A 20,806-nucleotide genomic window follows, 5' to 3' on the forward strand; every position below is an offset into this window, starting at 1 on the left:
TCCGGCAACCTCCGGGGAGGATGCCGGATCTGTCAGCACCCGTCCGTTTCCGGGGGATTGCCGCGGGGTGTCCATCGGCTGTACAGCACGTGTTCGGTCCCGTACGCCTCGTGATCGAGACTGTCCGGCCGAGCACAGTAGTCGGAGCTGGACGATGCGGCCACCCCCTGCGCGAGGATGGGGTCCATGAATCCCCTTCTCTCCGCATCCGCGCTGGCCGGCGAAGTGGCCGGGCCGAACCCGCCTTCCCTGCTCGACATCCGCTGGCAACTGAGCACCGCGAAGACCACCGGCGAACCCGGCTTCGACGGCCGGGCCGAGTACGCCGCCGGGCACATCCCGGGCGCGGCCTTCGTGGACCTGGACCGGGAACTGGCCTCTGCCCCCGGCGGGCGCGGCCGGCACCCGCTGCCGGATGTGGCCGAGTTCGGCGCCGCGATGCGCCGCGCGGGCGTGTCGGCCGACCGGCCCGTCGTCGTGTACGACGGCGGCCAGGGCTGGGCGGCGGCGCGGGCGTGGTGGCTGCTGTGCTGGACGGGTCACCCGGACGTGCGGGTCCTGGACGGCGGGTTGCCGTCCTGGCAGGGCTCCCTGGAGACCGGGACGACCGCACCGGCCGAGGGCGACTTCGTGCCGCGGCCCGGAGTGACGGGGCTTCTGGACGCGGACGGCGCCGCCGCGCTGGCCCGGACCGGAGTGCTCTTCGACGCGCGGGCGGGGGAGCGTTACCGGGGTGAGGTGGAGCCGATCGACCGGATCGGCGGGCACATCCCCGGCGCGGTGTCCGCCCCCACCAGCGAGAACGTGGGCCCCGACGGCCGCTTCCTGCCCCCGGAGGAGCTGGCCGACCGCTTCAAGACCCTGGGGGCGTTCGCCGGATCGGACGTCGGTGTCTACTGCGGCTCCGGCGTCTCGGCGGCGCACGAGGTGCTCGCGCTGGCCGTCGCGGGCATCCCCGCGGCGCTCTACGTCGGCTCCTGGTCGGAGTGGTCCGCCGACCCGGAGCGGCCCGTCGCGGTGGGCCCCGACCCGCGGTAGTCAACGCCGCACGCGAGAAACGAGAAGGGCCCGCCGCCGACCGGCACGGAGCCCTTCTCGTCAAGCGGCCGACCAACCGCGGCCGGCTACTCCTGCTTCTTCCTCCGGGTGCCGAACACGATCTCGTCCCAGCTCGGGACCGCCGCTCTGCGGCCCGGCCGGACGCCGTCCGCCTCGGCCTGCCGGTCGGTCGAGCCGACGAGGCGGTCACGGTGGCTGCCGACGGAACGGGGCATGAGCACGTCCGCGTAGGCGGAACCGGCGGAGGCCGCGGGCGCCGGGGGCTCCTCCGCCTCGTCCTCGACGGGAGGCTCCTCCGGGGACTCCGAGGGGCGCTCGGGGACGACCATGTCGCCCCGGAAGCTCGGTACCGCCTCCAACAGGCTGGTCAGCGAGTCCCGTTCGCTCTCCTCGACCGGGTCGGGCACCGGCGGCAGTACCGGGCGCTCCTGTCGCTCCAGGGCGCGGTCCAGCGGCCGGTCGCGCGGCAGCCGGGCGATCCGGGGGACGAACGGGAAGCTGGGCTCAGGCGCGGCGAGGTCCTCGGACTCGCCGATCAGCGAGCGCGCCTCGTCGTCGACGGCCTGGACAAGCCGCCGGGGCGGGTCGTAGGTCCAGCTCGCCGAGTGCGGTTCGCCGGCCACGACGTAGACCAGGAGTACCTCCCAGGTGCCGTCGTCGCGGCGCCAGGAGTCCCACTGGACGGTGTCCTTGTCGGCGCCGCGCAGCAGCAGTCGCTCCTGGACGGCCTCGCCGAGCTGGGGTCCGGCGTTCTCGCCCGGGCGGCGGACGGGGGTCTTCCTGGCGCGCTCGGCCATGAAGGCGCGCTCGGCCAGTACGGGACCCTCGAAGCGGCGGACGCGGTCGACGGGGATTCCGGCGAGCTGGGCGACCTCCTCGGCGGAGGCGCCGGCACGTATGCGTGCCTGGATGTCTCGGGGGCGGAGATGGCTCTCCACCTCGATCTCGATCTGGCCGAGGCGGGGACGGTCGCCGCGTACGGCGGCGCGCAGACGCTCGTCAATCGGAAGCGTGTACTCCGTGCTGTCCGCAGCCTTCAGCACCAGCCGTGTGCCGTCGTTAGAGACGGCCACGACACGCAGTTCGGGCATGGGGACCTCCCGGGTGGTGCCTGCCGACGTCACGTGCGTCGCTGCTTCCGCTAGTCGAGTGTGGCCTGCCCGGGTGCAGCCTGCCACAACCTTGCCGAGTTGCCCGGCGTGTCGGGCACGGGCCCGGGACCGCCGTTATGGCACGGTTACCTGTTCGCAACGCTAAGTGACCAACTCCGTCACCCTGTGCAACCAGCCCCCCTCCGGGCGGTCCAGAAAGGCCGCGGACATCCTGGCGGGAGACCGGGCCCAGGGCTGGCCACAGTACTCCATTTGGGCCACGTGCGTGGATTGGCGCGCTGCCCAACTTCCCGCGTCAGGCGGGATTTGACCGTGCGGTACCGGGGTCGATCGATCTTGATAGTGGCGTACTTCACGCAATAGGCGGAAACGGAACTCTCGCTATCGCCCGTACGTCCCCTTCTTGTGCAGTCAGTCGATCAAGTACGGGAAAGGCAGGCCAGGTCCGGGTATGCGCGAAAGGCCCGAAGTCATGAACGAACCGAGTCTTCCGGAGGAGGTGCGGCGCAGGCGGATCGACCTGAGCATGGCTCAGGTGGCGGGCAGCGCCGTGGCCGCGGTGACGGCCGCCAAGCTCGCCTCCTACTTCGGTGTCTACGGCACGATCCTCGGCGCAGGCGTCGTGAGCGTCATCGCCACCTGCGGCGGCACGGTCTTCCAGCACTTCTTCCGCCGCACCGGCGAGCAGCTCCGCGAGACCAAGGCGTCTGCCGGGCCCCGGAAGCGGGAAGAGCAACGGCCGCCCGCCCTCGGCGAGTTCAACGAGGCCACCGTCCACCGGGCCCGGGTGAGGTCGTGGAAACGGCCGGTCCTCGCCGCCGCGCTGGTCTTCGGGGTCGCGCTGGCCGGCATCACCACGTTCGAGCTGGTCTCCGGCGACAGCTTCAGCGGCGGCACCAGTACGACGGTCGGTGCCGCCCTCACCGGCCGGGCCGGCTCGTCCTCCGCACCGGCCACCGACTCCCCGTCGCCCGCCGCCTCCACGCCGACCCCGGCCGCCACCGGCACACCGTCCGGCGGCACTCTTCCCTCCCCAGCGTCCACCGGTCCCGACACCGGGGGCGGTACGGCGTCGAGCCCGGCGCCGACGCCCGGCGCCGGCACGGAGGGCGCGCAGGGCACCGGGTCCGGGGGCGCGGCGACCCCTTCCGCCACGCCCAGCGCGCCGGCTAGCGACCCAGCACCCTCCGCAGGTAGTCGTTCTGGAACCGCCGATCCGGGTCCAGCCGATCCCGTAGCGCCGTGAACTCGCCGAAGCGCGGATAGACCTCGGCGAAGTACTCCGCGTCCCGGGTGTGCACCTTGCCCCAGTGCGGCCGGCCCCCGTGCGCGGTGAAGATCCGCTCGGCGGCGGTGAAGTACGCCTGGTAGGGCGTGCCCTTGTACATGTGGACGGCGATGTACGCGCTGTCCCGGCCGGAGGCCGTGGAGAGCGTGATGTCGTCGGCCGGGGCGGTGCGCACCTCCACGGGGAAGCTGATCCGCAGCCCCGAACGGTCGACCGCCGCCTTCAGTTCGCGCAGCGTCTCGACCAGGGCCTCGCGCGGGACGGCGTACTCCATCTCCACGAAACGCACCCGGCGCGGGGAGGTGAAGACCTTGTACGGGATCTCGGTGTAGGTCCGCGCGGAGAGGGCCCTGCTGGAGACCTGGGCGATCGCGGGGACCGTGGCGGGCACCGTACGGCCGACCCACTGGGCCACCTGGAAGACGCCGTTGGAGAGGAACTCGTCCTCGAACCAGCCGCTGAGCCGGCCCACCGGCTGTTCCGGGCCGGCGCTGCGGTTGTTGCGCTTGGTGTTGGTGTTGCCGGTGTGCGGGAACCAGTAGAACTCGAAGTGCTCGTTCTCGGCCCAGAGTTCGTCGAAGCGGGAGGTCACCTCGTCGAAGCTCATCGGCTCCTCACGGGCCGTGAGGAGGAAGACCGGCTCCACGGCGAAGGTGATCGCGGTGACGATGCCCAGCGCGCCGAGTCCGATCCGGGCCGCCGCGAAGACCGCGCGTTCCTCCTCGGTCCCCTCCGCGGAGCAGGAGAGCACCGACCCGTCCGCCGTGACGAGTTCGAGCCCCTTGATCTGGGCGGCGATCGAGGCGGAGTCGCGGCCGGTGCCGTGGGTCCCGGTACTGATGGCGCCGGCGACCGTCTGCTCCATGATGTCGCCCATGTTCGTGAGCGAGAGGCCCGCACGGGCGAGCGCCATGTTGAGTCTCTTGAGCGGGGTGCCCGCCTCGACCGTGACGGTCATGGCATCCCGGTCGATGGTGCGGATACCGGTCAACAGTTGAGGGCGGATCAACACTCCGTCGGTGGCCGCGATCGACGTGAAGGAATGCCCGGTGCCGACGGCCTTCACCGTCAGACCGTCCTCCGCGGCCTTCCGTACCGCCGCGGCCAGTTCCTCGACGGAGGCGGGCGCGACCTCGCGCGCGGGGCGGGCCGCCACCGTGCCGCCCCAGTTACGCCACGTGCCGCTCTTCGCGCTCGTTGTGGTGCTCAACGGTGCCTCCCCGACCCGGTGCCGGCCTGCTGAGCCGGCGGTACCCGAGGAAACCGACCGCGACCGCGACGGCACCGGAGACGACCGGAACCCCGTACCCCGCACGCGCGCCGGCTGCGTCGATCACCCAGCCGGCCGCGGACGAACCGAGCGCGACCCCGACCGCGAGGCCGGTACTCACCCAGGTCATCCCCTCGGTGAGCTTCGCGCGAGGTACGTGCTCTTCGATGAGGGACATCGTCGTGATCATCGTGGGTGCGATGGACAGGCCCGCAAGGAACAGCGCCACGGCCAGAAGCGGCAGGTTTCCGACCAGTAGGAGGGGGATCATACTCACGCCCATCGCACATACGCCCAGGAGCCACCGGCGCTCGGGACGGCCTCCCAGGCGCAGCAGCCCGAAAACGGCGCCCGCGAGACAGGACCCCGCCGCGTACAGCGCCAGCACCACGCTGGCGCCGGCCTTGTGACCCCGCTCCTCGGCGAACGCGACCGTGACCACGTCGACCGACCCGAAGATCGCCCCGGTCGCCACGAACGTCGCCACCAGCACCTGGAGCCCGGCCGCGCGCAGCGCCGAACCCTGTCTCCCCGGCGCGCGCGGGTGCGGCTCCGGCTCGGTGGCGCGCTGCGCGGTCAGCCAGAGGACGCCGGTCGCGAGGAAGCAGGCGGCCAGCAGCGGGCCGGCCTCCGGGAACCAGGCCGTCGACAGACCGATAGAGATGATCGGCCCGATGATGAAGCACACCTCGTCCACCACGGACTCGAAGGAGTACGCGGTGTGCAGTTGCGGGGTGCCCCGGTACACGGCCGCCCAACGGGCGCGGACCATCGCGCCGAGGCTCGGCACCGTCCCGATCCCGGCGGCGCACACGAACAGCACCCAGTCCGGCCACTCCATGCGCGCCGCCAGCAGCAGCCCGGCCGCCGCGGTGAGTGCGACCAGGGTGGCCGGGCGCAGCACCCGCCGCTGCCCGTGCAGGTCCACCAGGCGGGAGACCTGCGGCCCGATCGCGGCGGCGGCCAGCGCGATGGTGGCCGACAGCGCGCCCGCCAGCCCGTAGCGCCCGCTGATCTGCGAGATCATCGTGACCACGCCGATGCCCATCATGGAGAGCGGCATCCGGCCGAGGAACCCCGCGGCGGAGAAGCCCTTGGAGCCTGGTGCGGCGAACAGGGCGCGATAGGGGCTGGGCACGGCGTCTCCGGTCGGACAGGAGCGGGGGCTCGGTAAGGCGCGAATGCGGCTGATACAGCTTACGAGCCGATCGCCCCGGTTGCCCAGGGCCTGTCCGGCGGCTCGGGCCGCCCCCGAACGCCGCCCCGCCGTGCCGCGCCTGTCAGTGCCGGGTGGCAGGATCGGTCCCATGCCAGACGCGCTCGATGCCACCCCCTACGACGCCCTCCTCCTGCTCTCGTTCGGCGGCCCGGAAGGCCCGGACGACGTGGTCCCGTTCCTGGAGAACGTGACGCGCGGGCGAGGCATCCCCAAGGAACGCCTGAAGGAAGTGGGGCAGCACTACTTCTTGTTCGGCGGGGTCAGCCCCATCAACGACCAGAACCGCGCCCTGCTGGACGCGCTCCGCGAGGACTTCGCGGACCACGGCCTGGACCTGCCGGTCTACTGGGGCAACCGCAACTGGGCCCCCTACCTGACGGACACCTTGCGTGAGATGGTCCGGGACGGCCGCCGCCGCATCCTCGTCCTGGCCACCAGCGCCTACGCCTCGTACTCCGGCTGCCGCCAGTACCGGGAGAACCTCGCCGACTCGCTGGCCGCCCTGGAGGCCGAGGGACTCGACCTCCCGAAGGTCGACAAGCTGCGCCACTACTTCAACCACCCGGGGTTCCTGGAGCCGATGATCGACGGGGTCATCGAGTCCCTCGCGGACCTTCCCGAGGAGGTACGGGACGGCGCGCACCTCGCCTTCTCGACCCACTCGATCCCGACGGCCGCCGCCCACTCCTCCGGCCCCGCCGAGGGTCACGGCGACGGCGGCGCGTACGTACGGCAGCACCTGGACGCGGCCCGGCTGATCGCCGACGCCGTCCGCGAGCGCACCGGCGTCGACCACCCCTGGCAACTCGTCTACCAGTCGCGCTCCGGAGCCCCGCACATCCCGTGGCTGGAACCCGACATCTGCGACCACCTGGAGGAGCGCCACGCGGCCGGCGTGCCCGCGGTCGTCATGGCGCCGATCGGCTTCGTCTCCGACCACATGGAGGTCCTCTACGACCTCGACACGGAGGCCGAGGCCAAGGCCGCGGAACTCGGTCTGCCGGTACGCCGCTCGGCCACCGTCGGCGCGGACCCGCGCTTCGCCGCCGCGGTCCGCGACCTCGTCCTGGAGCGCGCCGCGCGCGAGGACGGCCGACTCCTCACGCCGTGCGCGCTGGGCGCCCTGGGCGCCAGCCACGACCTCTGCCCGGCGGGCTGCTGCCCCGCCCGCGCACCCCGCCCCGCCGCCGCGGGCGCCGACAGCCCCTACGCGTGAGGAGCGCCATGACCGACTCCGCCGACTCCGGGGACTCTCTCGCCGCCGAACTGCTCGCACTCGCCCAGGAGGCCGCCGCGAAGGCCGGCGCGCTGCTGCGGGACGGCCGGCCGGCCGATCTCGCGGTCGCCGCCACCAAGTCCAGCCCGATCGACGTCGTCACCGAGATGGACATCGCGGCCGAGAAACTGATCACCGACCTGATCTCCGAGCGCCGTCCCGGCGACGGCTTCCTCGGCGAGGAGGGAGCCTCCTCCGCGGGCACGAGCGGCGTCCGATGGGTGATCGACCCGCTCGACGGCACGGTCAACTACCTCTACGGGCTGCCCACGTGGTCCGTCTCGATCGCGGCCGAGCGGGACGGCGAGACCGTCGCAGGAGTCGTCGCCGCCCCGATGCGCGGCGAGACGTACCACGCGGTGCTGGGCGGCGGGGCGTGGGCCACGGGCGCGTGGGAGGGCGAACGCCGGCTCGCCTGCCGGCCCGCCCCGCCGCTGGAGCAGGCGCTGGTCTCGACCGGCTTCAACTACGTGACCGAGGTCCGCGTCCACCAGGCCGAGGTCGCCCGGCAGCTGATCCCGCTGCTGCGTGACATCCGGCGCGGCGGCTCCGCGGCGATCGAGCTGTGCGACGTGGCGGCGGGCCGCCTGGACGGCTACTACGAACGCGGGCTGCACCCCTGGGACCTCGCGGCGGGCGACCTCATCGCCCGTGAGGCGGGCGTCCTGACCGGTGGACGCCCCGGAGAGCGCCCCGCACACGAGCTGGCGGTCGCGGCCACTCCGGGCGTCTTCGAGCCGCTCCAGAGGCTGCTGGAGGAGTTTGGGGCCTGGCACGACTGAGTCGAGTACGGCGGCTCCCCGGTGGAGCGCGACGGAGCCCCGGCGCTGGATTCGCCGGGGCTCCGTCTGGTGTGCGGGTACTGATCAGACGCTCGTCGCGCCGACCTCCACACCGTGGTCGGCGGCGAGGCGGCGCAGGTCGTCGAGCTCGGCCTGCTCCACCTCGACGAGGAAGTCGTCTCCCTCGTCGCGAGCCCGCGTCAGATCGGACTCGGTCGCCCTTATGCGCATCAGAAGTCCTGCGGTGAACGCGTCCATGCTGCGCCCCCTCGTCCTGGGTCGTGGGTCCTGTGGCACGGGGGTGTGCCGTTCGGAAGGGGCGATCACGTCTCAGGGGTGCCCAGCGCAGCCCCGGCTGGGCGGCGACGGTGCCGGACACCCACGGCCGCTCTGCGACAAGCGGAGCACGGAGTACCGCATGGTGCTGCGGCACATGCAGAGCGTGATCGCGGGGTGTAAAGCCGTCCTCCCCCCGCTCCCTTCCGTGGAAACCTCAACCCGCGCAGAAAATCTGGCATTCCCGAACCCCGTACCCGGCCTGGCGGAAGCGATCACCCGCCTTACAGCCGACTTATGACCGAAAAGGGCAGGATGGAGGCCCCACACCATGCGGACCCCGCCCGTCGTGCGCCCCGGCGCGCTACGCGGGTGGACAGAGGAAGGACAAGCGACGTGCGCGTACTCGTCGTCGAGGACGAGCAGCTGCTCGCCGATGCGGTGGCCACCGGACTGCGCCGGGAGGCCATGGCCGTCGACGTCGTGTACGACGGCGCGGCGGCCCTGGAGCGCATCGGCGTCAACGACTACGACGTGGTCGTCCTCGACCGCGACCTTCCGCTCGTGCACGGCGACGACGTCTGCCGCAAGATCGTCGAGCTCGGCATGCCCACGCGCGTGCTGATGCTCACCGCGTCGGGGGACGTGAGTGACCGCGTGGAGGGCCTGGAGATCGGCGCCGACGACTATCTGCCCAAGCCGTTCGCCTTCAGCGAGCTGACGGCACGCGTGCGTGCCCTCGGCCGCCGTACGAGCGTGCCGCTGCCGCCCGTCCTGGAGCGCGCCGGCATCAAGCTGGACCCGAACCGCCGCGAGGTGTTCCGGGACGGCAAGGAAGTCCAGCTGGCGCCCAAGGAGTTCGCGGTCCTGGAGGTGCTGCTGCGCAGCGAGGGCGCCGTGGTTTCCGCGGAGCAGCTCCTGGAGAAGGCCTGGGACGAGAACACGGACCCGTTCACCAACGTCGTGCGCGTCACCGTGATGACGCTGCGCCGCAAGCTCGGCGAGCCCGCGGTCATCGTCACCGTCCCCGGCTCCGGCTACCGGATCTGATCCACAGTGGCCTCGACCCCCGCGCCCGCTCAGGCGCCCCCGAAGCCCACCTGGGACCCGAGAAGACCCGAACCGCCGTTCCCCTGGCTGCGCCCCACCATCCGCATACGGCTCACGCTGCTCTACGGCGGCATGTTCCTGATCGCCGGCATCCTGCTGCTGTCGATCATCTACCTGCTCGCGGCGCACGCGCTGAACGTCGGCAGCGAGCTGCCCTTCAAGGTGCTGTCCGGCTCGGTGAGCAGCAGCAACTGCAACTTCCCGTCGCAGCCCTCGGCGACCGAGCTGAACACCGCGATGAACCAGTGCGTCAACGAGCAGCGCCAGCACGCTCTGGACGACCTGCTCAGCCGCTCCCTGCTGGCCCTGCTCGGGCTCGCGATCATCGCCTTCGCCTTCGGCTACGCGATGGCGGGCCGCGTGCTCTCCCCGCTGGGGCGGATCACCCGCACCGCGCGGGCGGTGGCCGGCTCGGACCTCTCCCGCCGTATCGAGCTGGACGGCCCGGACGACGAGCTGAAGGAGCTGGCCGACACCTTCGACGACATGCTGGAGCGCCTGCAACGGGCGTTCACCGCCCAGCAGCGCTTCGTGGGCAACGCCTCGCACGAGCTGCGGACACCGCTCGCGATCAACCGCACGCTCCTGGAGGTGCATCTCTCCGATCCGGGCGCGCCCACCGAGCTCCAACAGCTCGGCAAGACGCTGCTCGCCACCAACGAGCGCAGCGAACAGCTCGTCGAGGGACTGCTGCTGCTGGCCCGCAGCGACAACCAGATCGTCGAGCGCAAGCCCGTGGACCTCGCCGAGGTCGCCGCGCAGGCCGTCGACCAGGTGAACGCCGAGGCGGCGGCCAAGGGCGTCGTGATCCGCGGCGAGCAGAAACCCGCGGTCGTCCAGGGCAACGGGGTGCTCCTGGAGCGGATCGCCCTGAACCTGGTGCAGAACGCGGTCCGCTACAACGTGCACGAGGACGGCTGGGTCGAGGTCACCACCGAGGTCCAGCACGGCCACGCGCTGCTGGTCGTGTCGAACACCGGCCCGGTGGTGCCGGCGTACGAGATCGACAACCTCTTCGAGCCCTTCAGACGGCTGCGTACGGAGCGAACGGGCAGCGACAAGGGTGTGGGCCTCGGTCTCTCCATCGCGCGGTCCGTGGCGCGGGCACACGGCGGTCATATCTCGGCCCAGCCACGGGAAGGAGGTGGGCTCGTGATGCGCGTCACCCTGCCTGTCTGAGAGCATGGCGCCGACACACGGGGATGTTCGCTTTGGGCGGAATTTCAGAGCCGCTTTCGGGGCACTCGCGTGTGTGATCGATCACAAGGGCGAATTACCGGCCATCCACTCTCCGTGATCATGGCGACCGCCGTAAAGCCGGGAAAATGCGGGTTTTCGGGGGTCGGTATCACGGGAAGTACACGGTGAGACGCCTTTGAAGAGCGGCAGGGGGACCGTGTACGGTCCCGTTCGCCATCCAAGCCGATCACTCTCGAGGGGTCCGGTTGGGTGTCGATTCAGTAACAGACCTTGATGTGAGGCAAAATCTCCGCCTCGGGTCGGGCACAAGTCCGGCCTCTCACGCGTTACGTGCGCTGGAGACACCGCAGACACCCAGAGGGGGAGAGCGACAATGGCAACGGATTACGACACCCCACGCAAGACCGACGACGACGTCGACTCGGACAGCCTTGAAGAACTCAAGGCCCGTAGGAACGACAAGTCGACATCCTCAGTGGACGTCGACGAGTTCGAGGCCGCCGAGGGCCTCGAACTGCCCGGAGCGGACCTCTCGAACGAGGAGCTGGCCGTCCGGGTTCTGCCCAAGCAGCAGGACGAGTTCACTTGCATGAGCTGCTTCCTGGTGCACCACCGCAGTCAGCTGGCCCGAGAGAAGAACGGTCAGCCGATCTGCCGCGACTGCGACTGAGGGCGGGTCGGCCGTGACTGGCTCGACCCCTCCCTGGAAGCGCCGCTCCCCCCTGCCGGGAGCGGACGAAGGGCCGTCGGACGGCCCTCAAGGCGCGCGTGACGACGAGCGGGGCTCATCCGATCAAGGAGCCTCGCTCGAACCGGCGAACCACCGGGCTGACCTCCCGGTGCCGGCGGATGGTCCCGCCCCCGTCGCCAGGCGACGGGTGGCGGTGATCAGGGACAAGGCGAGGGAAGGTGTCCGCAAGGGCGGCAGCCGCGCCAGGGCGGGGCTGGCGTACCTCGCCGACCGGATCATCGACATCGCCCCCAGGGTCCCCGTACGGGACCTGGAGAAGCTGCGCGGGCAGTACCCGGGCCTCGGCCCCGAGCAGCTCGCCGACAAGCTCGTGGTGGGCGCGGCCAACGCGACCTCGACCGTCGGCGCCGGAATCGGCGCGGCGGCGATGCTGCCGGTGCCACCGGCCATGCCGACCGAGCTGGCCGCCGAGATCACCGGCGTCGCGGCCATCGAACTGAAGCTGATCGCCGAACTCCACGAGGTCTACGGCGTACGCCCGGCGGGCAATCTCAGACAGCGCAGCACCGCGTACCTGAACGCGTGGTCCGGTGAGCGCGGGATCGACATGACGAAGCCGTCGACCGTCAACACGGCGCTGAACGGCCACATGAAGCGCGAGCTGCGCCAGCAGATCATGAAGCGCATGGTGCGCGATCTGCCGAACCTGATGCCGTTCATGGTCGGAGCCGCCGTAGGGGCGGTGATGAACCGCCGGGACACCAAGAAGCTCGCCGCCCGCATCCGAGCCGACCTGCGCCGCATCCAGGTGCCGTGGGACGCGCTGCCGGAACTGCCTCCCCTGGAGAAGCCGGCCGACCCCCTGAACATGGGCGAACTCCCCAGAGAACTCGGGCTCTGACCCGGGGCGCTCGCTAGACGGCGGCTCGCGCCGCCGCGATCGCCTCCGCCAGCCGCTCCGGCTCCCGGGTCGACAGGTAGAGGTACGGCGTGGGGTCGTCGGGGTCGGTGACCTCCACGCGCAGCGCTGTGGGGATGTAGGAGCGCAGCAGCAGGAAGGCGCGGGTGTCGGCCTTGTGGGTGCGCCAGGCACGCGCCTCGTCCGCGTCCAGGACCTCCGAGTCGCCCAGGGCGGCCACCGGGATCTTGGCCTCGCCGGCGATCAGCGAGTCGCCCACGATCCGGATCCGCAGGGAGCCGTAGGAACTGGCCATGACCGCGGCGAACGCGGTGCCGCCGGCCAGGCCCGCGAGCATCGGCAGGGTGCCGAACGGAAGCAGGATCAGGGCCATGGCAACCCCCACGAGGAAGCTGATCAGCCACCAGGAGCGGGGGGCGGTGAGGCGCTCGTCGTAGGGGGAGGCGGAAAGCTGCATGAGGCCAAGCTTGGCACGGTGTCGGGCGGCGGCCGACGCGCGGGTAAGGTCTGCGCCTGTGAGTGGTACTTTCCCGGCTCTTCAGCCTCCGGCCGACGCGGTGACACCCGTACGGCATCCCGACGCGCCCGCGCCCGGTGAGCTGCTCGGCGCGCACTACGAACAGTGTTTCGGGTGCGGCGAGGAGCAGCCGCACGGACTGCATCTCGCGGCGCGGGCCGGCGAGGGCGTCACCGTGACCGCCGAGTTCACCGTGCGCGCCGCCCACCAGGGCGCCCCGGGTCTCGCGCACGGCGGGGTGCTGGCGAGCGCCCTGGACGAGACCCTGGGTTCGCTGAACTGGCTGCTGCGCACGATCGCGGTGACCGGCCGCCTGGAGACCGACTTCGTCCGGCCGGTGCCGGTGGACACGGTGCTGCATCTCCAGGCCGAGGTGACGGCCGTGGCCGGGCGCAAGATCTACTCGACCGCCACCGGACGCATCGGCGGCCCCGACGGGCCCGTCGCCGTCCGGGCCGACGCCCTCTTCGTCGAGGTGAAGGTCGACCACTTCATCGACAACGGCCGCCCGCAGGAGATCCGGGCCGCCATGGACGATCCGGACCAGGTCCGACGTGCCCGTGCCTTCGAGGTGAACCCGTGAGCCGCGCCCCCCGCCCCGACCTGGACGTGCTGATCCGCCGCGTCGACCCGGACGTACCGCTGCCCGAATACGCGCGGCCCGGTGACGCGGGAGCCGATCTGCGCACCACCGTCAGCCAGGAGTTGAAGCCGGGCGAACGGGCCGTCCTGCCGACGGGGGTGTCCGTGGCGCTCCCCGACGGGTACGCGGCCTTCGTGCACCCCCGATCCGGCCTCGCCGCCCGCTGCGGTGTCGCTCTCGTGAATGCCCCGGGGACGGTTGATGCCGGGTACCGTGGGGAGATCAAGGTGATCGTGGTGAATCTCGACCCGCACGAGTCCGTACGGTTCGAGCGCTTCGACCGGATCGCCCAGCTGGTTGTCCAGCAGGTCGAGAGGGTCCGCTTCCGCGAGGTCGCGGAGCTTCCCGGCTCGGCTCGGGCCGAGGGGGGCTTCGGGTCCACCGGCGGTCACGCCGCCGTGGGCGGCACCACGGGTGGGAATCGATACGCTTCGGTCGTATCCGACCGGGAAGGACAGTGACGTGTTCGGACGTCGCAAGAAGGGCACTGCCGCCGAGGACGCGGCGAGCGAGGCCGAGCAGGTCGTCGACGACGTCGACACTGAGGCGGAAGCGGTCGAGCGCGTGAAGCTCGAACCGGAGCCCCGCCCCGACGGGCCCTGGGACGACTCGGAGGTCGCGGATCCGGCCGAGGGCCGGGTGGACCTGGGCGGCCTGTTCGTGCCGGGAGTCGACGGCATGGAGCTGCGGGTCGAGGTCGCGGGGGACGCGATCGTCGCGGCGACCGTGGTCCTCAAGGACAGCGCCGTCCAGTTGCAGGCGTTCGCCGCTCCCAAGCGTGAGGGCATCTGGGGCGAGGTCCGCGAGGAGATCGCCAGCGGGATCACCCAGCAGGGCGGCATCGTCGACGAGGTCGAGGGGACGCTCGGCTGGGAGCTGCGCGCGCAGGTGCCGGTGCAGCTGCCGGACGGTACGGGCGGTTTCCAGGTCGTGCGGTTCGTGGGAGTGGACGGTCCGCGCTGGTTCCTGCGCGGAGTGATCTCCGGGCAGGGCGCGGTGCAGCCGCAGGCGGCCGGGCTGCTCGAACAGATCTTCAGGGACACGGTCGTGGTGCGTGGCGAGGGCCCGATGGCGCCCCGCGACCCCATCGTCCTCAAGCTGCCGAACGACGCCCAGATGGTTCCCGAGGGCGTCCAGCAGGAGGAGGCGGGTTCCCGCTTCTCCGGTGGCATGGGCCAGTTGCAGCGCGGGCCGGAGATCACCGAGGTCCGCTAGCACGCGGGCAGTGCGCGGAAGCAGCGTGGAGAGGGCCGTACCCCGGGCGGGGTACGGCCCTTTCGGACGACACGGGCAGCCGGTTTCCCGCGGGACGCGGGACGGCGCGCACCCGCGTCAGGGTTGCGTCAAAGTGGCCCCCGACCGTGCTCACCACCCCTTTTGTCCGGCATATCGGCCGTAAGGTCGACGCTGCGCATACCGCCGGGACGAGAAGACAATGGGGCCATGGGACGCGGGAACCTTCGGATCTACCTCGGGGCGGCACCGGGCGTCGGCAAGACGTACGCGATGCTCTCCGAGGGCCACCGCAGGGTGGAGCGGGGCACCGACTGCGTCGTCGCCTTCGTGGAACACCACGACCGTCCGCGTACCGAGGTGATGCTGCACGGCCTGGAGCAGGTCCCCCGCACGGAACTGGCGTACCGGAGTGCCGTCTTCACCGAGATGGACGTGGACGCCGTACTGCGCCGCCGGCCGGCCGTGGCCCTGGTGGACGAACTCGCCCACACCAACATCCCCGGCTCCCGCAACGCCAAGCGCTGGCAGGACATCGAGGAGCTCCTCGCCGCCGGCATCGACGTCGTTTCCACCGTCAACATCCAGCATCTCGAATCGCTCGGCGACGTCGTCGAGTCGATCACGGGCGTACGGCAGCAGGAGACCGTGCCGGACGAGGTGGTGCGCCGGGCCGGCCAGATCGAGCTGGTCGACATGTCGCCCCAGGCGCTGCGCCGCCGGATGGCGCACGGCAACATCTACAAGTCCGACAAGGTCGACGCGGCCCTCTCCAACTACTTCCGCCCCGGGAACCTCACCGCCCTGCGCGAGCTGGCCCTGCTCTGGGTCGCCGACCGGGTCGACGAGTACCTCCAGGAGTACCGCAGCGAACACCAGGTCTCGGCGATCTGGGGCTCGCGCGAGCGCATCGTCGTCGGGCTGACCGGCGGTCCCGAGGGCCGCACCCTGATCCGGCGGGCCGCCCGGCTGGCCGAGAAGGGCGCGGGCGGCGAGGTGATGGCCGTCTACATCGCCCGCAGCGACGGCCTGACCGCCGCCTCCCCGAAGGAACTCGCGCTCCAGCGCACCCTCGCCGAGGACCTCGGCGGCACCTTCCACCACGTCGTCGGCGACGACATCCCGGCGGCCCTCCTGGACTTCGCGCGCGGGGTCAACGCCACCCAGATCGTCCTCGGTTCCTCGCGCCGCAGAACCTGGCAGTACGTCTTCGGGCCCGGCGTCGGCGTCACCGTGGCCCGGGAGTCGGGGCCCGACCTGGACGTCCACATCGTCACCCACGAGGAGGTCGCCAAGGGGCGCGGCCTGCCCGTCTCCCGGGGCGCCCGGCTCGGGCGGGTCCGGATCATCTGGGGCTGGGGCGTCGGGGTGCTCGGCCCGGCGATCCTCGCGGTGCTGCTCGCCGGCGTCCACCTCGGCCTCGCCAACGACATGCTGCTGTTCCTGTCGCTGACGGTGGCGGCGGCCCTGCTCGGCGGACTCGTGCCGGCCCTCGCCTCGGCCGCCTTCGGTTCGCTGCTGCTCAACTACTTCTACACACCCCCGCTGCACCGGCTGACCGTCGCCGACCCCAAGAACATCGTGGCCATCGCGATCTTCGTCGGCGTCGGCGTCTCCGTCGCGTCGGTGGTCGACCTGGCGGCCCGGCGCACCCACCAGGCCGCCCGGCTGCGCGCCGAGTCGGAGATCCTCTCGTTCCTGGCGGGCAGCGTGCTGCGCGGCGAGACCAGCCTGGAGGCCCTGCTGGAGCGGGTCCGGGAGACCTTCGCCATGGAGTCCGTGGCCCTGCTGGAACGCGAGGGCGAGGTCGACCCCTGGACCTGCGCGGGCCGGGTCGGCACCGGGGTCCCGGTGGAGCGGCCCGAGGACGCCGACGTCGACGTGCCGGTCGGCGACCGGCAGGCGCTGGCTCTCTCCGGGCGGGTACTGCCGGCGGAGGACCGGCGGGTGCTGGCCGCGTTCGCCGCGCAGGCCGTGGTCGTACTGGACCGGCGGCGCCTTCAGGCGGAGGCCGAGCAGGCCCGGACGCTGGCCGAGGGCAACCGCATCCGCACCGCGCTGCTGGCCGCCGTCAGCCACGATCTGCGGACTCCGCTCGCCGGGATCAAGGCGGCCGTGTCGTCGCTGCGCTCCGACGACGTGGCGTGGTCGGAGGAGGACCGGGCCGAACTGCTGGAGGGCATCGAGGACGGGGCCGACCGGCTCGACCACCTGGTGGGCAACCTGCTCGACATGTCACGGCTCCAGACCGGGACCGTCACCCCGCTGATCCGGGAGATCGACCTGGACGAGGTGGTGCCGATGGCGCTCGGCGGGGTGCCCGAGGAGAGCGCCGAACTGGACGTCCCGGAGACGCTGCCGATGGTGGCCGTCGACCCCGGTCTCCTCGAACGGGCCGTGGCCAACCTCGTCGAGAACGCCGTCAAGTACAGCCCCTCCGGCGAACGCGTCCTGGTGGCCGCCAGCGCCCTCGCCGACCGCGTCGAGGTCCGGGTGGTCGACCGCGGCCCCGGAGTCCCCGACGCGGCCAAGGACCGCATCTTCGAGCCCTTCCAGCGCTACGGCGACGCCCCGCGCGGTGCCGGTGTCGGACTGGGCCTCGCCGTGGCGCGCGGCTTCGCCGAGGCCATGAACGGCACCCTCACCGCCGAGGACACCCCCGGCGGCGGGCTCACCATGGTCCTCACCGTCCGCGCGGCGGGATCGCGCCCAGGCCCCCGCCCCGCCGCCGACGCGGATGTCGACGCCGGTCCCGACGACGCCGTAGGGGCGGAGCGTCCCGTACATCCCGTACCACCGGAAAGGCAGGCCTCATGACCCGGGTGCTCGTGGTGGACGACGAGCCGCAGATAGTGCGGGCCCTCGTGATCAACCTCAAGGCGCGCGGGTACGAGGCCGACGCCGCCGCCGACGGCAAGGGCGCGCTCGATCTGGCCGCGTCCCGACACCCCGACGTGATCGTCCTCGATCTGGGCCTGCCCGACATGGACGGCGTCGAGGTGATCAAGGGGCTGCGCGGCTGGACCCGGGTGCCCATCCTGGTGCTCTCCGCCCGGCACTCCTCCGACGAGAAGGTCGAGGCGCTGGACGCGGGCGCCGACGACTACGTCACCAAGCCCTTCGGCATGGACGAACTCCTGGCCCGGCTGCGGGCCGCCGTGCGCCGGGCCGAGCCCACCGGGAGCGGCGAGGGCGACGACGCCCTGGTGGAGACCGACGAGTTCACCGTCGACCTGGCCGCGAAGAAGGTCCACCGCGACGGCCGGGACGTCCGGCTGACCCCCACCGAGTGGCATCTGCTGGAGGTGCTGGTGCGCAACACCGGCCGGCTGGTCGGCCAGAAGCAGCTCCTCCAGGAGGTGTGGGGGCCGTCGTACGGGACCGAGACGAACTACCTCCGTGTGTACATGGCACAACTGCGCAGGAAGCTGGAGACCGATCCCTCGCACCCCAGGCACTTCATCACCGAACCGGGTATGGGGTACCGGTTCGAGCGGTGACCTCTCGGGGTGCGTCGGTGTCGGTGGGTCCCGGTACCCTTTCGGACATGACCGCTGTTCCTCATTCCGAAAAGCCGGCAGGCCGGTTCCGGCGCATGCTCGACCGGCTCTCCTCCTCGCAGGAGGACCTGGAGTCGGAGGAGCTGCGCGAGGACGCCGTGACCGCGGGCTGCGTGCGGATCGGTGACTGCCACGACCGGCAGATCGTCACGGTTACTGGTACGTTGCGCACGGTCACGCTGCGCCCCCGGGCGGGAGTCCCGGCCCTGGAGGCCGAGTTGTTCGACGGCTCCGCGGCCCTGGACGTGGTGTGGCTGGGCAGGCGCTCCATCGTGGGGATCGAACCGGGGCGCAAGCTGATCGCATCGGGCCGGATCTCGATGAGCCGAGGCCGCCGGGTGCTGTTCAACCCGAAATACGAACTGAGACCCCTCGGACGGGAGTAGCCGGTGACGTCGCTCGACAAGCCGACCACAGAGACCGCGGACGCCGGAGCGGCCGAGCCGGATGTCCGGGCGGTGACCGAGGCCGCGCTCTTCGAGGCGTTCGGCGGCCTGCGCGGCATGGTCGAGACGGTGCTGCCCGGACTGCTCTTCGTCACCATCTTCACCCTCAACAAGGACCTGCACTGGTCGGCCATCGCCGCGCTCGCGGTGTCGCTGACCCTCGTCGTGGTCCGCCTGGTGACCCGGGACACCGTCAAGCACGCCTTCAGCGGTGTCTTCGGCGTCGCCTTCGGTGTGGTCTTCGCGATGATGACGGGCAACGCCAAGGACTTCTATCTCCCCGGCATGCTCTACACGCTGGGGCTGGCGCTCGCCTACATCGTCACGACTCTCGCAGGCGTCCCGCTGATCGGGCTGATCCTCGGCCCGGTCTTCAAGGAGAACCTCTCCTGGCGCACCCGCAACCCGGGCCGCAAGAAGGCGTACGCCAAGGCCAGTTGGGCCTGGGGCCTGATCCTGCTCGCCAAGTGCGCGATCCTCTTCCCGCTCTACTGGTGGGCCAACACCGCCCAACTGGGCTGGGTCCTGGTCGCGTTGAAGATTCCGCCCTTCCTCCTCGCCGTCTGGCTGACCTGGGTCTTCCTGGCCAAGGCACCCGCGCCGATCGACGTGTTCGCGGAGATGGAGGCGGAGGAGAAAGCCGAGAAAGAGCGCAAGGGCGCCCAAGCCCCGGAGCGCGACGGCGAGACCGCCGGCCGCCACCGACGCGACGGCTGACCCGCGGCCGGTTCCGGCGGCTCCACGACGAGGAGGGCGCCCCCTGCGACAGGGGGCGCCCTCCTCGTCGTAGAGCCGGGGTCACTTCGGCGCGTCCTCGCGGCGCACCGACAGCAGGTCCTCCAACTGCTCCTCGCGGGCCTGGGCGGCCACGAAGAGGAGTTCGTCGCCGGCCTCCAGGGAGTCCTCGCGGGACGGGGTCAGGACGCGGGTGCCACGGATGATCGTGACCAGGGAGGTGTCCTCGGGCCACTCCACGTCGCCGACCTGGGTGCCCGCGAGGGCGGACTCCTCGGGCAGGGTCAGTTCGACGAGGTTGGCGTCGCCGTGGCTGAAGCGGAGCAGGCGGACCAGGTCGCCGACGCTCACCGCCTCCTCGACGAGGGCCGACATCAGCCGTGGGGTGGAGACGGCGACGTCGACGCCCCAGGCCTCGTTGAACAGCCACTCGTTCTTGGGGTTGTTGACGCGGGCGACGACGCGCGGCACGCCGTACTCCGTCTTCGCCAGCAGGGAGACGACGAGGTTGACCTTGTCGTCGCCGGTCGCGGCGATCACCACGTTGCAGCGCTGGAGCGCGGCCTCGTCGAGCGAGGTGATCTCGCAGGCGTCGGCCAGCAGCCACTCGGCCCGGGGGACGCGCTCGACCGAGATCGCGGTCGGCGCCTTGTCGATGAGAAGGACCTCGTGGCCGTTCTCCAGGAGTTCACCGGCGATCGAGCGACCGACCGCGCCGGCTCCGGCAATGGCGACCCTCATCAGTGACCGCTCTCCTCTTCGGGACCCTTGGCGAACGCCGCCTCGACCTTGTCGACCGCGTCCGTGCGCAGCATCACGTGCACGAGGTCGCCCTCCTGCAGCACGGTCTGCGAGGAGGGCAGGATCGCCTCGCCGAGCCGGGTGAGGAACGCCACGCGGACGCCCGTCTCCTCCTGCAGCCTGCTGATCTTGTGGCCGACCCAGGCCGCCGAGGCGTGCACCTCGGCGAGCTGGACACCGCCGGTGGGGTCCCGCCACAGCGGCTCCGCGCCCGAGGGCAGCAGCCGGCGCAGCATCTGGTCGGCGGTCCAGCGGACGGTGGCGACGGTGGGGATGCCCAGGCGCTGGTAGACCTCGGCGCGGCGGGGGTCGTAGATGCGGGCGGCGACGTTCTCCACGCCGAACATCTCGCGGGCCACCCGGGCGGAGATGATGTTCGAGTTGTCACCGCTGGAGACGGCGGCGAACGCGCCGGCCTCCTCGATGCCCGCTTCACGCAACGTGTCCTGGTCGAAGCCGACCCCGGTGACCCGGCGGCCGCCGAATCCAGGGCCGAGCCGGCGGAAGGCGGTGGGGTCCTGGTCGATCACGGCGACCGTGTGCCCCTGTTGCTCCAGGGTCTGGGCAAGAGCGGAACCCACTCTCCCGCAGCCCATGATGACGATGTGCACGACCGTCCTTCCGGTGTCCAAATTGACTGCTCAGCCCCATCAGGGTCTCAGACAGAGG

At 71.6% G+C, this 20,806-nt stretch carries 22 protein-coding genes; 15 read left to right on the forward strand and 7 right to left on the reverse strand.

The window, feature by feature from the left end; genetic code table 11:
- Positions 1 to 186: 186 nt before the first annotated feature.
- Positions 187 to 1,038 (forward strand): sulfurtransferase, encoded by an 852-nt coding sequence (locus ABZT12_RS30185; protein WP_356390364.1) that lies wholly within the window; start codon positions 187 to 189, stop codon positions 1,036 to 1,038.
- Positions 1,039 to 1,124: 86 nt separating this feature from the next.
- Here the strand turns inward: ABZT12_RS30185 and sepH are convergent, their stop codons facing one another.
- Positions 1,125 to 2,150 (reverse strand): septation protein SepH, encoded by a 1,026-nt coding sequence (gene sepH / locus ABZT12_RS30190; RefSeq protein ID WP_356390366.1) that lies wholly within the window; start codon positions 2,148 to 2,150, stop codon positions 1,125 to 1,127.
- A gap of 493 nt (positions 2,151 to 2,643) precedes the next feature.
- Here sepH and ABZT12_RS30195 point away from each other — a divergent pair, with 493 nt between their 5' ends.
- On the forward strand, positions 2,644 to 3,417 hold the full coding sequence (locus tag ABZT12_RS30195; protein WP_356390368.1) for a hypothetical protein: 774 nt from the start codon (positions 2,644 to 2,646) through the stop codon (positions 3,415 to 3,417).
- On the opposite strand, the gene ABZT12_RS30200 is transcribed toward ABZT12_RS30195, so the two are convergent.
- On the reverse strand, positions 3,341 to 4,669 hold the full coding sequence (locus tag ABZT12_RS30200; RefSeq protein ID WP_356390370.1) for a D-arabinono-1,4-lactone oxidase: 1,329 nt from the start codon (positions 4,667 to 4,669) through the stop codon (positions 3,341 to 3,343). The two genes, ABZT12_RS30195 and ABZT12_RS30200, sit on opposite strands and share 77 nt — an antisense overlap.
- Positions 4,629 to 5,867 (reverse strand): MFS transporter, encoded by a 1,239-nt coding sequence (locus ABZT12_RS30205; protein ID WP_356390372.1) that lies wholly within the window; start codon positions 5,865 to 5,867, stop codon positions 4,629 to 4,631. The genes ABZT12_RS30200 and ABZT12_RS30205 overlap by 41 nt, the downstream gene beginning before the upstream one ends.
- A 169-nt stretch (positions 5,868 to 6,036) precedes the next feature.
- On the opposite strand from ABZT12_RS30205, the gene ABZT12_RS30210 reads away from it, so the two are divergent.
- Together ABZT12_RS30210 and ABZT12_RS30215 are read left to right on the forward strand one after the other, a co-directional pair.
- Complete coding sequence (locus ABZT12_RS30210) at positions 6,037 to 7,164, forward strand: ferrochelatase (RefSeq protein WP_356390374.1); 1,128 nt, start codon at positions 6,037 to 6,039, stop codon at positions 7,162 to 7,164.
- Positions 7,165 to 7,172: 8 nt separating this feature from the next.
- The gene (locus ABZT12_RS30215; RefSeq protein ID WP_356390376.1) at positions 7,173 to 8,006 is read left to right on the forward strand and encodes an inositol monophosphatase family protein; all 834 of its coding nucleotides are present in this window, start codon (positions 7,173 to 7,175) and stop codon (positions 8,004 to 8,006) included.
- An 84-nt stretch (positions 8,007 to 8,090) separates the two neighbouring features.
- On the opposite strand, the gene ABZT12_RS30220 is transcribed toward ABZT12_RS30215, so the two are convergent.
- The gene (locus ABZT12_RS30220) at positions 8,091 to 8,264 is read right to left on the reverse strand and encodes a hypothetical protein (protein WP_356390378.1); all 174 of its coding nucleotides are present in this window, start codon (positions 8,262 to 8,264) and stop codon (positions 8,091 to 8,093) included.
- A gap of 414 nt (positions 8,265 to 8,678) precedes the next feature.
- Here ABZT12_RS30220 and ABZT12_RS30225 point away from each other — a divergent pair, with 414 nt between their 5' ends.
- The 4 genes from ABZT12_RS30225 (at position 8,679) to ABZT12_RS30240 (ending at position 12,184) form a co-directional block, all read left to right on the forward strand.
- Positions 8,679 to 9,332 carry a response regulator transcription factor gene (locus ABZT12_RS30225; RefSeq protein WP_103549594.1) on the forward strand — a complete coding sequence of 218 codons (654 nt, stop codon included), beginning with the start codon at positions 8,679 to 8,681 and terminating at the stop codon, positions 9,330 to 9,332.
- 6 nt (positions 9,333 to 9,338) lie between these two features.
- Positions 9,339 to 10,571, forward strand: a complete 1,233-nt coding sequence (locus tag ABZT12_RS30230) for a HAMP domain-containing sensor histidine kinase (RefSeq protein ID WP_356390381.1) — start codon at positions 9,339 to 9,341, stop codon at positions 10,569 to 10,571.
- Between the two features lie 394 nt (positions 10,572 to 10,965).
- Positions 10,966 to 11,262: a DUF4193 domain-containing protein gene (locus ABZT12_RS30235; protein WP_003997302.1), complete on the forward strand. Its 297-nt coding sequence runs from the start codon at positions 10,966 to 10,968 to the stop codon at positions 11,260 to 11,262.
- 13 nt (positions 11,263 to 11,275) lie between these two features.
- Positions 11,276 to 12,184 carry a hypothetical protein gene (locus ABZT12_RS30240; RefSeq protein WP_356390383.1) on the forward strand — a complete coding sequence of 303 codons (909 nt, stop codon included), beginning with the start codon at positions 11,276 to 11,278 and terminating at the stop codon, positions 12,182 to 12,184.
- 13 nt (positions 12,185 to 12,197) lie between these two features.
- On the opposite strand, the gene ABZT12_RS30245 is transcribed toward ABZT12_RS30240, so the two are convergent.
- Positions 12,198 to 12,659, reverse strand: coding sequence for a DUF3093 domain-containing protein (locus ABZT12_RS30245; protein WP_356390385.1), 462 nt, complete (start codon positions 12,657 to 12,659; stop codon positions 12,198 to 12,200).
- A 58-nt stretch (positions 12,660 to 12,717) separates the two neighbouring features.
- On the opposite strand from ABZT12_RS30245, the gene ABZT12_RS30250 reads away from it, so the two are divergent.
- The 7 genes from ABZT12_RS30250 to ABZT12_RS30280 all read left to right on the forward strand — a co-directional run bounded on the left by ABZT12_RS30250 (position 12,718) and on the right by ABZT12_RS30280 (position 19,318).
- The gene (locus tag ABZT12_RS30250) at positions 12,718 to 13,302 is read left to right on the forward strand and encodes a PaaI family thioesterase (protein ID WP_356390387.1); all 585 of its coding nucleotides are present in this window, start codon (positions 12,718 to 12,720) and stop codon (positions 13,300 to 13,302) included.
- Complete coding sequence (gene dut / locus ABZT12_RS30255) at positions 13,299 to 13,823, forward strand: dUTP diphosphatase (protein ID WP_356390389.1); 525 nt, start codon at positions 13,299 to 13,301, stop codon at positions 13,821 to 13,823. Before ABZT12_RS30250 ends, dut begins: the two co-directional genes overlap by 4 nt.
- 1 nt (position 13,824) lies before the next feature.
- Complete coding sequence (locus tag ABZT12_RS30260; protein WP_356390391.1) at positions 13,825 to 14,577, forward strand: DUF3710 domain-containing protein; 753 nt, start codon at positions 13,825 to 13,827, stop codon at positions 14,575 to 14,577.
- Positions 14,578 to 14,805: 228 nt separating this feature from the next.
- On the forward strand, positions 14,806 to 17,412 hold the full coding sequence (locus ABZT12_RS30265) for a sensor histidine kinase KdpD (RefSeq protein WP_356390393.1): 2,607 nt from the start codon (positions 14,806 to 14,808) through the stop codon (positions 17,410 to 17,412).
- On the forward strand, positions 17,409 to 18,095 hold the full coding sequence (locus tag ABZT12_RS30270; protein ID WP_356390395.1) for a response regulator: 687 nt from the start codon (positions 17,409 to 17,411) through the stop codon (positions 18,093 to 18,095). Before ABZT12_RS30265 ends, ABZT12_RS30270 begins: the two co-directional genes overlap by 4 nt.
- 47 nt (positions 18,096 to 18,142) lie before the next feature.
- The gene (locus tag ABZT12_RS30275; protein ID WP_356390397.1) at positions 18,143 to 18,541 is read left to right on the forward strand and encodes an OB-fold nucleic acid binding domain-containing protein; all 399 of its coding nucleotides are present in this window, start codon (positions 18,143 to 18,145) and stop codon (positions 18,539 to 18,541) included.
- A 3-nt stretch (positions 18,542 to 18,544) separates the two neighbouring features.
- Positions 18,545 to 19,318, forward strand: a complete 774-nt coding sequence (locus tag ABZT12_RS30280; protein ID WP_356390399.1) for a DUF3159 domain-containing protein — start codon at positions 18,545 to 18,547, stop codon at positions 19,316 to 19,318.
- Positions 19,319 to 19,399: 81 nt separating this feature from the next.
- Here the strand turns inward: ABZT12_RS30280 and ABZT12_RS30285 are convergent, their stop codons facing one another.
- A complete protein-coding gene (locus ABZT12_RS30285; protein WP_356390401.1) occupies positions 19,400 to 20,077 on the reverse strand; it encodes a TrkA family potassium uptake protein in 678 nt (225 codons plus the stop codon).
- Positions 20,077 to 20,748: a TrkA family potassium uptake protein gene (locus tag ABZT12_RS30290; protein ID WP_356390404.1), complete on the reverse strand. Its 672-nt coding sequence runs from the start codon at positions 20,746 to 20,748 to the stop codon at positions 20,077 to 20,079. The genes ABZT12_RS30285 and ABZT12_RS30290 overlap by 1 nt, the downstream gene beginning before the upstream one ends.
- Between the last annotated feature and the right edge of the window lie 58 nt (positions 20,749 to 20,806).

The sequence above is a fragment of the Streptomyces sp. NPDC005423 genome (genome assembly GCF_040606415.1).
GTDB lineage: Bacteria > Actinomycetota > Actinomycetes > Streptomycetales > Streptomycetaceae > Streptomyces.